Here is a 13,777-nt window from a genome sequence, read left to right as displayed (position 1 = left end):
CGCAGCGGAAACGGTCATGACCCAAATTCCTCATCCCTTTAATTTGGGAGACAAGGGATTTATCAGTAGCGAATTGCAAAAAAAGTTGTATAAAGCGTACCAAATCGCCTTTTGGACTCCATCTCGCAAAAACCAGAAACATCGCCCATCGGCATCATGGGAGAGATGGCTCAAACAAAAACGGAAAGTGATAGAAACGGTGTTCTCCGTCCTTGCCGACCAGTATCGTATCACAGACATTCGTGCGAATTCGATTTCAGGATTTGAAGTGGCACTAGATGGCATATTGTTGGTGTATTCGCTTGTCACACTCGGGCTAGTTGAGCGCTAGCGCTCAACTAGCACCACGGGTTTCATTTATTTTTTTTAACAATTTCCATTCAACGACGAATATGGACAGCTGAAGAAATAGAGCGAGAACAGCTTATTCGACAAGTTGAAGAAGAGATGATGGACAGAAAATGTTCAATGTACCGATTGTTTTAATTTTTAATCAAGACAAATACATGATGAAAGGAGAATGAAAAATGAAACAACAACAAACGAAAACAAATATAACATGGACGGTAGATGACGATTAGTTTTTCGCAACAAGAGTTGATCAATGAATCAGCTCTTGTTTCTTTACAAAATCTTTACTTGTTTTATATAAGTATATAATTATATAATGATAAACGGATAAGGGAGGGAGGTATATGTATCACATCGAAGAAACTGCAACGATTCTAAAACTATTAGGAGATAAAACAAGATTAACAATTACGGCTATATTAAATGAAACCGATTGTTGTGTATGTGAACTTGTCGACATGTTACAAATGAGCCAACCAGCCATTAGCCAGCATTTACGAAAACTAAAAGATAACGGTTTAGTGAAAGAAACAAAAAAAGCACAATGGGTGTTTTATTCACTCAACAAACAACATGTGTGTTACCCACTTATTCAAAGCATTTTAGATCATGTGTCGAACAAGGGAGAAGAAATTGATCGACTCGAGCAAAAAGGGAAACGCATTCTTTGCGAATAAACAAGAGGAGTGGTTTTTTGCTTTCTGTGTTTCTTGCATCGTCGATTTTTCTCGTAACACTTGTATTTGTCATTTGGCAACCACGCAATTTATCGATCGGTTGGTCAGCATGTGGTGGTGCAGCATTAGCATTGCTCGTTGGGGTCGTTGATGTTCAAGATGTCATCGATGTAACGAACATCGTCTGGAATGCAACACTTGCTTTTATCGCAATTATTATCATTTCTTTAATTTTAGATGAAATTGGCTTTTTTGAATGGGCAGCGTTACATATGGCACTTATTTCTAAAGGTCATGGGGTGCGGATGTTTATATTTGTTTCGATTCTCGGAGCGCTCGTATCGGCCTTTTTCGCTAACGATGGCGCAGCACTTATTTTAACACCAATCGTATTAGCTATGATGCGCGCATTACAATTTGATGAGCGAAACGTACTGCCATTTATTTTAGCGAGTGGATTTATCGCTGATACGACGTCGTTGCCGCTCGTCGTCAGCAATCTTGTCAATATTGTATCTGCGGACTTTTTCCGTATTAGTTTTGGTGAGTATGCATCCCGGATGATCATTCCAAACTTTTTCTCACTCGCAGCGAGCATCGGAGTGTTGTATTTATACTTTCGAAAAGATATTCCAGAACGATATAATTTATCGCACGTTAAACAACCATATGAAGCCATTAAAGATACGCGGATGTTTCGGTTATCGTGGATCGTTCTTGCTGTCTTGCTTATCGGTTATTTTGTCTGTGAATTCGTAAACATCCCTGTATCGTTTATTGCTGGTGCTGTGGCGTTATTGTTTTTATGGATGGGAAAACGTAGTCCCGCTGTACATGTGAAACAAGTAGTAAAAGGGGCGCCATGGGCTGTTGTGTTTTTCTCCATCGGAATGTACGTTGTTGTGTATGGATTGCGTAATGTAGGGTTGACAACCGTTTTGGCTGACTTAATTGAAATGGCAGCGAATGAAGGACTGTTTGTTGCAACAATTGCTATGGGTTTTATCTCAGCTATTTTATCCTCCGTCATGAACAATCTGCCAACCGTCATGATTGATGCGCTAGCCATCGCTGATACAAATACGACGGGAATCATTCGAGAAGCGCTTATTTATGCCAATGTGATCGGTTCCGACTTAGGACCAAAAATTACGCCGATCGGTTCACTCGCTACTCTTCTTTGGTTGCACGTACTTTCAACAAAAGAAGTAAAAATTACATGGAGAACTTATTTTAAAAACGGCTTTATTTTAACTATCCCTACATTATTTATTACTCTCGTAGGGTTATATATATGGTTACTTATTATTCATTAGAAGGAGTCGATTGCAATGAAAAAAATCATTTATTTCTTATGCACAGGAAATTCTTGCCGCAGCCAAATGGCCGAAGGCTGGGCTAAAAAATATCTTGGAGACGAATGGGAAGTATATAGCGCTGGTATTGAAGCGCACGGTTTAAACCCCAACGCCGTAAAAGTGATGAAAGAAGTAGGAATCGATATTTCAAACCAAACATCCGATGTCATCAATCCAGAAATTTTAAACAAAGCCGATTTAGTCGTTACATTATGCGGACATGCAGCTGATCATTGTCCGGTCACACCACCGCATGTCAAACGCGTTCATTGGGGATTTGACGATCCAGCGAAAGCAGAAGGAACGGAAGAAGAAAAATGGGCTGTTTTCCAACGCGTTCGCAATGAAATCGGGGAGCGAATTAAACGATTTGCAGGAACAGGAGAGTAAAACGACGAATATAAACTTATTATTTATATATCCAATATATTTTCCATAATTTAATTATGTAAACTTAAAGAGCCAAACGGGAAGATCCCCGTTTGGCTCTCCTTAAATTTCTTTCACTAAAAGACTTGTCAATTGCTTCATTGATTGTGACAACCATTTTTTACGATGGTATATAAGTTGAAGGGAGAGGTGCATATCCGCCTCTGGAAGAAAAATACGAACTAAACTCCCTTTTGCTAGTTCGGTCTCTACCGCCATGAGCGGCAAAAAAGCGATACCAAGTCCATAAGCGACACAGCGTTTAATTGCTTCAATGCTACCTAATTCAATCGTGTATTCAAAACGAATACTATGATTACGATACAAATTTCCAATGACTTCTCGATAACTACATCCTTGTTCGGTCACAATAAGCTTTTCATCACTTAACATACGTATATCCACTTTATCTAATTGGGCTAAATGATGATCCGGTTTAGCAACAAGAACTAGCGGCTCTTGTTTAATCACAGTAACATTTAGATCTGGATCTTCTCGTTTTTCATCTAGAATAATAGCTAAATCATATTTTCCTTCCTTTACTCCTTTGACAAGTCGATTACAAATATTTTGTTGCAACAGCAAATTTACTCTCGGATACCTTTGCTTAAATGCTTGTAAATAAGGTGGAAGATAAAACCCAGCGACTGACTCAATCGTACCGATCGATAAACTCCCAGCGAGGTCTGCTTGCTCGGAAAGACTTTGCTTTGCTTCATCAATCAAACTAACAATTTTATTTGCATATTCAAGCAGTTCGATTCCGGCAGATGTCAGTTTAATTTTCCCGCCCCAACGTTCAAACAAAACAACACCAAATTCCTCTTCTAGTTTTTTTATTTGTGTTGTCACGCTAGATTGAGCGTACCCCAACATCTCACCAGCCTTCGTAAAGCTATTCCATTTCGCCACTTCCCGAAATGTATGCAAATAGTCAAGATTCATACTTCCAGCTCCCCATCAAAAATATTGATGAACAATATCAATTATTATCAATAACACCTATGACCAAATACTTGTAAAATTGATTATAACAGAAATTTAACAATGAGTCAGGAGGATGTTTCATGCTAACAAGAAATATGAAAACGTATATTCTTTTGTTTTTAACCGCTACCATCTGGGGCGGGGCCTTTGTCGCTGGAAAAATTGCAACGACAACTTTACATCCTGTGTCGGTTGCTTTTTTTCGCTTTTTTGGCGCTAGTTTGATTTTATTTCCGTTATTACATTGGAAAGAGCCGAATAGATCAACGCCATCCAAAAAAGACTGGGGGGTGTTAGCACTTCTTGGTTTAACAGGAGTGTTTTTGTACAATATTTTCTTTTTTATGGCTACGAAATACGCACCAATCGTCAAAAGCTCACTAGTCATTGCAGTTAACGCACCGCTCATTACGCTGATGTCGGCATTGTTTTTAAAAGAAAGATTGAACATGAGAAGCATATTTGGCATGTTTCTTGCTGTATTTGGGGCGGTATATATCATTACAAACGGTCATCCGTCTGTACTTATCGAAATGGGTGTCGCACCAATCGATCTCGTGTTAGTAGGAGCATGTCTCAGCTGGAGTACATACTCTGTCATTGGAAAAATTGCGATGAAAAAGTTTAGTCCTCTTGCAGCGACAACCTATGCAACAGGTTTTGGAACACTATTTTTAGCACCGTTTGCGCTATATTACACTTCCTTTGCATCCATCGAAGCGAGCGAATGGGATGTTTGGTTGAGCGTTCTATACGTTGCTATTGTTGTTTCGGCAATCAGCTTTGTTTGGTGGTATAATGGCATCCAAAAAGTAGGTGCTTCAACTGCTTCCGTTTTCATTAATGTCATGCCTATTTCTGCTACCGTAATGGGAACAATGTTTTTTAATGAACATTTAACGTTCACTCATATTATTGGAGCAGCGTTTGTCTTTAGTGGTATTTTACTTAATATTTACAGCAAACAAGAAAAAATGGTGTTTTCTCTCATCAAAAAAGGAGCGAACATATGACTGTTGTAAAGAATAATCATATTTGAGGTGCAAGAAACATGTGGAAAGGCTACGGGCTCGTATTGTTATCAGCAATCGGATTTGCGTTCATTCCAATCTTTGCATTGCATGCATACAATAGTGGCGTCAATGTCACGACATTGTTGTTTTTACGTTTTGCCTTGGCTGCTCTGTTCTTTTTTATGTATGTATGGTTCAAAAAGAAAAACGAGAAAGTATCGTGGTCCCAGTTATTTTATCTATTCTTACTTGGCGGCATTTTCTATATGCTACAATCTTCGCTTTATTTTCATGCCGTAAAGTACATTCCGTCATCGCTCGCTGCTTTATTGTTGTATTTAAACCCTATATTCGTCGCTGTTTTTTCATTTTTTATCAATAAAGAAAAGTTGACGAGACAAACCGTCATAGCGATCTTGATTTCTTTTTCGGGAATGTTGCTCGTTCTAGGAGCACCAGAAGGAAAAATCCATCCAGTTGGTATTGCGTTAGCTATTGGAGCAGCGGTAATTTACTCGATTTACATTATTGTCGGAAATAAAGTGATAGCACACGTTCCACCGATGACAGCAAGCGCCTACATCGCGCTCTTTGCCGCATTTTCTTTTTTTGTCTGGGGAATCAGTACGGAAACGCTACATTTCCAATTTGATGCGAAAGGATGGATTCCGGTGATCGGAACATCGTTCGTTTCGAGCGTTTTAGCAATGCTGGCGTTTTTTGCAGGAATGAATATCATTGGCCCGACAAAAGCAGCAATTTTAAGTATGATAGAACCGATCGTGACGTTCCTTCTATCAATGGTATTTTTACATGAAAGCGTATCGTCTATCCAAATGATTGGGGGACTGATTGTGTTGAGTGGAGCTATGCTTGTTGTCACAACAAAGGAACTTAAACCAAAGAAAAAATCGACCTCTATCAGTGCGTGATGGGGGCGATTTTGTAAAATAGCAGGAATATTACCTACCATTATCTAATTCTAATAAATATGTCTTTATAGTAGCGAGGAGGATTGTCGTGAATCAAAATGCAAACTCCCCGTCAGTGGCGCTAGTGACAGGGGCCTCCAGTGGGTTTGGACTACTCGTAAGCGTTGCACTTGCGCGTGAAGGATATCGGGTCGTTGCTTCGATGCGAAACAGGCAAAACAAAGAAATGCTTGCAACCGTGGCGTGTGAAGCCGGCGTGTACGATCAGATAGAAGTCGTATCTCTCGATGTCACCGATTTTGCCGCAGCGGAATCGGTCGTGAGCGATGTCATCAATCGCTACGGACGAATCGACGTATTAGTTAACAATGCAGGATTTGCTGTTGGTGGTTTTGTGGAAGAACTCGAACTTGAAGACTGGAAGCGTCAGTTTGCGACGAACGTTTTTGGATTAGTTGCCGTTACAAAATCGGTTTTGCCAGTTATGCGAACGCAACGTAGTGGTAAGATTATCAACATTAGTAGCATTAGCGGACGAATCGGTTTTCCGGCGATGGGTTCATATGTCGCTTCGAAATTTGCTGTCGAAGGATTTAGCGAATCGCTTCGTTTAGAGATGTTGCCGTATGGGGTATATGTCGTGTTAATTGAGCCCGGGTCATTCAAAACAAACATTTGGTCGAAAGGGCTTCAAGAGATGTCCGTCCGTTCAGGTTCGCCATATGAAAAAGAAATGAAAACCATTGTGCAATACGTGAATCGAGTAGCCAAAACAGCTCCACCTCCTGACGAAGTCATTAGGCAAATAATCAAAGTCGTCCAATCGCCGACTCCTCATTTGCGTTACCCCGTAGGGAGAGGAGTCGCATTGACGCTAATGCTGAAAAACTTGTTGCCATGGAAGTGGTGGGAATGGATTGTCATGAAATCTCTTAAACAAAAATAAGTACCACATATGCAGCTACAGAAAACATATATTTTGAAGTAGGAGTTTTGAAAATTTTATAAAATCATTGACAAAGTGTTTTAGACCAGAATGAAACAGGGGGGGAAGAGGTGGGGAATGTTTATTTTTTTACCGGATTTCCGGGATTTATTTCGTCGATGTTGCTTGAGGAGTTAATTGCGAAATGGGCTCCAGAAAAAGTATATACATTGGTGCTTCCTCCTATGAAAGAGAAAGCGATAGCAGAAAAAGAAAGAATTTGTTCTTCCGCTTATTTTCCACAAGCAAAATGGGAAATCATCGAAGGGGATATTACTAAGTCAAACCTTGCATTCTCAGAAAAACAGCTTCACATGCTGGCACAGTCAGTCACCCACGTATTCCATCTTGCAGCTATTTACGACTTGGCTGTCCCTGAACACATTGCCCGAATGGTCAACGTAGAGGGAACAAAACAAGTGAATGAATGGGTTTCCTTACTTCCGCATTTGCAGCGCTATGTATATTTTAGCACTGCATACGTATCAGGAACGCGACAAGGAATGATTTTCGAGCATGAACTTGATAAAGGACAGTCATTTAAGAACCATTACGAAGAAACGAAATTTCTTGCAGAAGTAGCTGTACGTGAAGTAGCACACAACGTGCCAACGACGATTATTCGTCCTGGTATTGTGGTTGGTCATTCAAAAACAGGAGAAACGATGAAATTTGATGGTTTGTATTTTATGCTCAACATGTTTGAGCGTCTAAAGTTCCTTCCTGTCATTCCGTATCTCGGCAAAGGGGAGGCGCAAGGAAATTTTGTTCCGGTTGACTACATTATCGAGGCGACGCTCTATTTGGCACATACGGACGAAGCGATTGGCAAAACGTATCATTTAACCGATCCCAACCCGTACAAAATGAGAGACATTTATCGGATGATGATGACCGAATATCTCGGGAAAGAACCGAAAGGAATACTGCCGCTTAGTCTTGTCAAATGGGCGATGTCATTTTCCTTCCTTCGTAAATGGTTGCGCGTAGAAAAAGAGGCGCTCGAATATTTCGAATGTGCGTCCATATATGATGCAACAAATACACGCAACACTTTAGCGAAGATAGGGATTACTTGCCTTGATTTCCGCGATGTCATTCCTGTGATGGCGCGTTATTATCGAGAACATCGACACAACTCAACCAAACAGCTGACGATTCACTAGACATTTAACAGAAAAAAGAAGCTTCGTCCAAAGAAAACATTACGGCATAATGGAGGGAATATGTTACAAATAAAACGACTATCAGAATGTACGTTAGAAGAAGCGGTACGTGCCTGGAATGCTGGATTTGAAGGGTATTATTTTCCGATTCAGCTGACGATAGAAAGCTTTTTGTATCGATTAGTAGGGGAAGGGCTTTCTCCTTCATTATCTATTATTGCTTTTTACCATGATGAGCCAATTGGGATCGTGCTAAACGGTGTTCGTGAATGGAAAGGAACTTCAATGGCTTGGAACGGTGGCACAGGAGTAGCGCCTGCGTTTCGAAAAACAGGGATTGGAAAGGCGTTAATGGAAGCGACACTTGACGTTTACCAAGAAGCAGGCATTGGGCTTGCAACATTGGAAGCGATTAGCGAAAACGAGCGGGCTATCGGACTATATAAAAAGTTCGGATATGAAATCGTGGACGAACTCGAATACTTGCAGTTTCAAAAAGCGATGCCACGTTTACTAGAGGACGAACCATTTCAAGTGGAAATCACTATTCCACAACAAATAAGCCATCTTTCGTTTTATAAAGGGCGACATCCGTGGCAAACACAATGGCAAAGCGCCAGAGATGGCGAAGCGATTGTTGTAAAAGACGAACGGGGATGCGACATCGGTTATGCATATTATCGCCGCATTTTTGACGCAACAGGCAAGCATGAAAAAACGATTTTATTTCAGTGTGAAGCTTCCCCCGAAAGAAACGACAAAGAACATATCCTTCGGCTTTTGCTTGCAAAAGTGTTTAGTAATTGTCCAGACGAGATCGTGAAAGTAGTAGCAAACATACCGATTACTTATTCGTTGCCCACCTACTCACTTTTAAAAGAAATCGGCTTTCAAACAACCGTCAAACAAGTGTGGATGCAGAAGCGGATGAGATAAAAAAGCTGTTGGGCTTGTTCCAACAGCTTTAGCTTTCGATCCCTTGAGCTTTACTCTTTTTTCTCCAACACCTGTTTTAACAAATCGCCTAAACTTGTGCCAAACGAATCATTCTCGGCACTATATTTTTTCAATAACGCCCGTTCCTTATGTCCAAGTTTTGTTTTTTTCTGCTCTTCAGCTTTTTCAATGACATTGCAAGGTCGGCATTGGAAGTAGACACCTGCTTTTCCTTCGTGAATTTCCATCCGCTTTTTACATTGTGAGCAGCGTCGGTTTGAAAGCTTTGGATCTTTTCGTTTTCGAAATCGGCATGCCATATTCGAGCATACGAGCATGCGTCCCTCTTTTGTCGCCCGTTCTTTTAAAAACGACCCGCATTCTGGACACATCGAGCCAGTTAAATTATGGGCGCGATACGTTCGTTCACTTTGTTTTATTTCCGCTACCAACCGCTCCGTTTGCTTGCGGATGTTTTGAAGGAAAGCTTTCGGGTCACCGTTTCCGCGGGCGATTGCTTCTAATTCTTTTTCCCACTTTGCAGTCAACTGTGGCGATTTTAATTCCTCGTTTACAAGTTCAATTAATTGTTTTCCTTTCGGTGTCGGGTAAAACCGCCCGTTTTTCCGCTCGACCGTTTCTGTTTCGATCAGGCGTTCAATAATGTCCGCGCGCGTCGCTGGTGTCCCTAGTCCGTATTTTTCCATTTGTGACAACAAATCCGCTTCGGAATAGCGAAGAGGAGGTTCTGTTAGTGCTTCTTTTTTCTCTAACATAACAGAAACCGTTTGTCCTTTCGTAAAAATAGGGAAGGTCATTTTCTCTTCTTGTTTTTCTAGAACGCGGCGAAACCCAGCGTTCACTACTCGCTCTAGAACGCGGCGAAACCCAGCGTTCACTACTCGCGTTTCACGCGCGATAAACGCTTCGCCAGCGATATCAAAAACAACATGAACCGTTTCGTATTCGCAAGCTGGATAAAAAAGAGCTAAAAAGCGTCGAGCAATTAAGTCATATAGTTTTCGTTCATCAGCAGAAAGCTTACCGATATCCAGTCGCTCTTCCGTCGGAATAATCGCATGATGATCGGTTACTTTTTCGTTATCAAATACCCGTCGAGCCATCACCTTCCCTTTATGTTTTAAAAGCGGAGCAATTTCGTCTACATACCCAGATTTCATTGCCTCTAGTCGATCAAACATCGTGTTTTCCATATCGGTCGTTAAGTAGCGCGAATCGGTGCGCGGATAGGTGACGAGTTTATGCTGTTCATATAGCCGTTGTAACACGCTTAACGTTTTTTTCGCAGAAAAGCCAAATCGCTTGTTTGCGTCCCGTTGTAATTCGGTTAAGTCGTAAGGGAGCGGTTGCGTTTCTTTTTTTGCTTTTCGTTCGACAGAAATAACGGTTGCTTGCTTGTTTTTTAGTTTTTCATATAGCTGTTCCGCCAACTCTTTCGAAAAAATCCGCTTTTCCCCGTTACGCTCTAAAGTGGCGGCCACAGATCCAATGTTCGCATGAATGGTCCAATACGATACGGGTTTAAACGACTGAATTTCTTTTTCCCGCTCCATTATCATCGCAAGCGTCGGTGTTTGGACACGACCTGCAGAAAGGGTGTCATTGTATTTGGTCGTTAGCGCTCTCGTCACATTTAATCCAATCAGCCAGTCTGCTTCTGCACGGCAAACAGCTGATTCATATAAACGATCAAATTGTTTTCCTGGTTTTAAATGTTGAAACCCGTCGCGAATGGCTTGATCGGTTTGGGACGAAATCCAAAGGCGAAGGAGCGGCTTTTTCCATTGGATCTTTTTTAAAATCCACCGTGCGACGAGTTCGCCTTCCCGTCCAGCATCGGTGGCGATAATGCAGTTTTTAATGTCTTGTCGTTTTGCTAGTGTTTCAATGGCGCGAAATTGGTGGCTCGTTTGTCGAATGATGTTGAGGCTCATTTTTTCTGGGATAATCGGCAAATCTTCTAGCCGCCACGTTTTATATGCTTGGTTATAATGCTCTGGCATTTTCAGCTCAATCAAATGACCAAGCGCCCATGTGACGATATATTTCGGTCCTTCAAAGTAATGTTTATGTTGCTCCCGACAGCCCAGCACGCGAGCAATTTCCCTTGCCACGCTCGGCTTTTCGGCAAGAACGAGTGATTTCATTTTATATTTTCCTCCTAAACACAAGACTACTTGTTCAGTATAGCGGAAAGGGGAGAGGTTTGAAAATAAGAAAAGAACATGCACCCATTCATTAATGGCTCATACGATAGAATGAGGAAAAATAGGAGGGCTTTCATCATGAATGAACAAAACAATATAAGGTTTATGAAGGATCTTGAAAAAGCCATTAATGGAGAGTATAGTGCGATTCAGTGTTATGCAATATTAGCTAATTTGGCAAAAGAAGAAAAGATCAGAAAACAAATTCTTGAAATTCGACAGGATGAAATTAAACATTTCCAACAGTTCGAGTATATTTATATGAGTTTGACCGGAAGACGTCCTCAACCGAAGATGATTGAAAGATGCCCAAATGATTATAAGAGCGGACTAGAATTGGCGTTGCAAGACGAACAACAAACCGTCGATTTTTATTTAGAAATAGCAGATTATACAACGAATCCGTATATAAAGAAAGTATTTCACCGAGCAGCAGCTGATGAACAAAATCACGCTGTTTGGTTTTTATACTATTTTTCTAAAGCTGAATAACAAGAGGGCAGAATAAAACCTGCCTTCTTTCATGTTTATTTTTTAAGTTTACATAACATAAATTATAGGAAGTTTAACGAGACAAATCTCATAAAATAAGTAAACTTTTATTTTTGAGACAGAAGAAAAAATATAAACCGCGGCTGTTTATCGATGTGTTAGCAATCCAGCTGCGGTGTATCATGATGAAACAAACACTAGATGATCCGTCCTTTCTTATGCCTCTTATGTCGCTTATGCAATATCTTCATTACAATAGCGAACACCTTTGTACTGAACGCGGATCGGGATTTGTTTTTCACGTTCATATTGTCGACATAATTTTTTTGCTTTTATACACGCATCCATCATTCCATCTGCAATAACAGCTTCTTCCCATACAACTGATTGTTGATGGTGTGTGCTAAAAGTGAAAATGTACTGTTTCATACACATCCTCCTTCCATTTTCTTATTTCTTACTTATATATCCATTTCGTTTATTATTATAATGCAAATCTGTATTACAAAAAAGCTCGAAACTGTTACAATATTGTAAACTTTTACAATGCAGTTTGTAAAAAAAACAAGCCTAAAAGATCTTTTAGGCTTGTTTTTTTACTTATTTACCAACAGCTTTTTTCACTTGTGCTTGTTGACGAGTCGGCCAGCATTCAACACCTTTTAATCCTTCGATATCGTCAGCGTAAAACACAGGTTCTTCTCCACGTTTCCGTTTCGCCATGTAATCATCAAGTGCTTTAAATGCAATACGACCAAGTAAACCAATCGCTACTAAGTTTGTTAACGCCATAAGCGCCATCGCCAAGTCAGCTAAATCCCAAACAATCTGTAAGCTAGCAAGCGCTCCGAAAATAACCATCCCAATAGCTAGTACACGGTAAACGAATAATGCTGTTTTTCCTTTGCTAATAAATTCAATGTTTGCTTCACCATAGTAATAACTTCCGATAATTGAACTGAAAGCGAACATGAAAATAGCTGCCGATAAGAAAATGCCTGCCCAAGAACCGAAGTGTTCAGAAAGCGCTGCTTGTGTTAATTCAATTCCCACAAGTTCACCTGTTTTATACGTATCTGATAATAAAATGATAAATGCTGTGGCACTACATACAAGCAATGTATCGAAAAATACCCCTAACGCTTGGATAAATCCTTGTTTCGCCGGATGTGATACAGTTGCAGTTGCTGCTGCGTTCGGCGCACTACCCATTCCGGCTTCATTGGAGAACAATCCGCGTTTTACCCCCATCATAATTGCAGCACCCATACCGCCACCGACAACTTGTTCTAAACCGAAAGCACTTTTGAAAATTAAAGCAATAACTGCTGGAATTTCAGCAATGTGTGTCACCATCACATACAATGCTAATCCGATGTAGAAAAACGCCATGATCGGAACGATAATTTCAGAGAAACGAGCAATGCGTGTAACTCCTCCGAAAATAATTACCGCTGTTAATGCTGCTAAAAGGAAAGCGGTTACATAAGGATTCAAGCTAAATGAGTTTTTAAATGCTGTGGCAATCGTATTACTTTGTACAGCGTTAAAAGTTAATCCAAAGCTAGCGATAATTGTGAAAGCAAAAATCGTACTCATCCAACGCGCGCCCAATTGTTTTTCCATATAATATCCTGGGCCACCTTTAAATCCAACATCGCTTTTCACTTTAAAAATTTGTGCTAACGTGCTTTCGACAAACGCGCTCGCCCCACCTAAAATCGCAACAAGCCACATCCAAAATACCGCTCCCGGGCCACCGATTGCTAGCGCCATGGCAACCCCGGCAACGTTACCTGTTCCGATACGCGTAGCTGCACCGATGAAAAACGCTTGAAGTGAAGAAATCTCAGTATTCCCTTTTCCTTCAGGAGATTTTTCTTTTAAAACTCGGAACATTTCTCCAATCAAACGGATTTGCGCAAATTTTGTCCCGATCGTGAAGTACAAACCGAGACCAAGCAACAAACCAATAATGACATAAGACCAGAGAATGTTGTTTAAAAATCCAACGACTTGATTAATGAACTCCATACACTTCCTCCTTAAAAATAAATAATTAAGATAATTAGTAAGATTACTAATCTTTTAATAGTATTATCTGAAAATTAAAATTATGCGTCAATAGTAAAAAATAGAAAAACTAATACAATTTACAGCGTTAAAGGAACAAAAATGAAATTAAATTATTTTAATATATTATTCATAAACATATATCATAAT

At 40.3% G+C, this 13,777-nt stretch carries 14 protein-coding genes and 1 pseudogene; 11 read left to right on the top strand and 4 right to left on the bottom strand.

All coding sequences use genetic code 11. The annotated features are described in order from the left end of the window. From ASC42_RS09730 to arsC, 5 genes and pseudogenes are all read left to right on the top strand, one after another. The coding region (locus tag ASC42_RS09730) for a transposase (protein WP_141653517.1) at positions 1-331 on the top strand (331 nt) is incomplete at its 5' end. 32 nt (positions 332-363) lie between these two features. Further along, positions 364-486, top strand: a pseudogene (locus ASC42_RS13755) (YrzI family small protein); the annotation flags it as partial. 209 nt (positions 487-695) lie between these two features. Further along, positions 696-1,028 (top strand): ArsR/SmtB family transcription factor, encoded by a 333-nt coding sequence (locus tag ASC42_RS09725; protein ID WP_055441575.1) that lies wholly within the window; start codon positions 696-698, stop codon positions 1,026-1,028. A gap of 17 nt (positions 1,029-1,045) precedes the next feature. After that, the gene (locus ASC42_RS09720) at positions 1,046-2,344 is read left to right on the top strand and encodes an arsenic transporter (protein ID WP_055441574.1); all 1,299 of its coding nucleotides are present in this window, start codon (positions 1,046-1,048) and stop codon (positions 2,342-2,344) included. Positions 2,345-2,359: 15 nt separating this feature from the next. Next, positions 2,360-2,776 (top strand): arsenate reductase (thioredoxin), encoded by a 417-nt coding sequence (gene arsC, locus ASC42_RS09715; protein ID WP_055441573.1) that lies wholly within the window; start codon positions 2,360-2,362, stop codon positions 2,774-2,776. A 102-nt stretch (positions 2,777-2,878) separates the two neighbouring features. On the opposite strand, the gene ASC42_RS09710 is transcribed toward arsC, so the two are convergent. Then, positions 2,879-3,760 (bottom strand): LysR family transcriptional regulator, encoded by an 882-nt coding sequence (locus ASC42_RS09710; RefSeq protein ID WP_055441572.1) that lies wholly within the window; start codon positions 3,758-3,760, stop codon positions 2,879-2,881. Positions 3,761-3,882: 122 nt separating this feature from the next. Here ASC42_RS09710 and ASC42_RS09705 point away from each other — a divergent pair, with 122 nt between their 5' ends. The 5 genes from ASC42_RS09705 to ASC42_RS09685 all read left to right on the top strand — a co-directional run bounded on the left by ASC42_RS09705 (position 3,883) and on the right by ASC42_RS09685 (position 8,834). After that, positions 3,883-4,815, top strand: coding sequence for a DMT family transporter (locus tag ASC42_RS09705; RefSeq protein ID WP_055441571.1), 933 nt, complete (start codon positions 3,883-3,885; stop codon positions 4,813-4,815). 38 nt (positions 4,816-4,853) lie between these two features. Beyond that, a complete protein-coding gene (locus ASC42_RS09700) occupies positions 4,854-5,747 on the top strand; it encodes a DMT family transporter (protein ID WP_055441570.1) in 894 nt (297 codons plus the stop codon). Positions 5,748-5,835: 88 nt separating this feature from the next. Beyond that, positions 5,836-6,693 (top strand): oxidoreductase, encoded by an 858-nt coding sequence (locus ASC42_RS09695; protein ID WP_055441569.1) that lies wholly within the window; start codon positions 5,836-5,838, stop codon positions 6,691-6,693. A gap of 110 nt (positions 6,694-6,803) precedes the next feature. Then, the gene (locus tag ASC42_RS09690) at positions 6,804-7,898 is read left to right on the top strand and encodes an SDR family oxidoreductase (protein WP_072242725.1); all 1,095 of its coding nucleotides are present in this window, start codon (positions 6,804-6,806) and stop codon (positions 7,896-7,898) included. Positions 7,899-7,958: 60 nt separating this feature from the next. Further along, a complete protein-coding gene (locus tag ASC42_RS09685; RefSeq protein WP_055441568.1) occupies positions 7,959-8,834 on the top strand; it encodes a GNAT family N-acetyltransferase in 876 nt (291 codons plus the stop codon). A 50-nt stretch (positions 8,835-8,884) separates the two neighbouring features. Here the strand turns inward: ASC42_RS09685 and ASC42_RS09680 are convergent, their stop codons facing one another. Continuing rightward, entirely contained in the window at positions 8,885-11,002 is a 2,118-nt protein-coding gene (locus ASC42_RS09680; protein WP_055441567.1) for a DNA topoisomerase III, read from the bottom strand. A gap of 138 nt (positions 11,003-11,140) precedes the next feature. On the opposite strand from ASC42_RS09680, the gene ASC42_RS09675 reads away from it, so the two are divergent. Further along, entirely contained in the window at positions 11,141-11,554 is a 414-nt protein-coding gene (locus tag ASC42_RS09675) for a ferritin-like domain-containing protein (protein ID WP_245191180.1), read from the top strand. A 234-nt stretch (positions 11,555-11,788) separates the two neighbouring features. On the opposite strand, the gene ASC42_RS09670 is transcribed toward ASC42_RS09675, so the two are convergent. Then, positions 11,789-11,983 carry a hypothetical protein gene (locus ASC42_RS09670; RefSeq protein ID WP_055441565.1) on the bottom strand — a complete coding sequence of 65 codons (195 nt, stop codon included), beginning with the start codon at positions 11,981-11,983 and terminating at the stop codon, positions 11,789-11,791. A gap of 171 nt (positions 11,984-12,154) precedes the next feature. Next, positions 12,155-13,588: an alanine/glycine:cation symporter family protein gene (locus tag ASC42_RS09665; protein ID WP_055441564.1), complete on the bottom strand. Its 1,434-nt coding sequence runs from the start codon at positions 13,586-13,588 to the stop codon at positions 12,155-12,157. Between the last annotated feature and the right edge of the window lie 189 nt (positions 13,589-13,777).

It is taken from the genome of Anoxybacillus suryakundensis (assembly GCF_001418025.1).
Classification (GTDB): Bacteria; Bacillota; Bacilli; order Bacillales; family Anoxybacillaceae; genus Anoxybacillus; species Anoxybacillus tengchongensis.
This window is presented reverse-complemented; position numbering and strand designations above follow the sequence as displayed.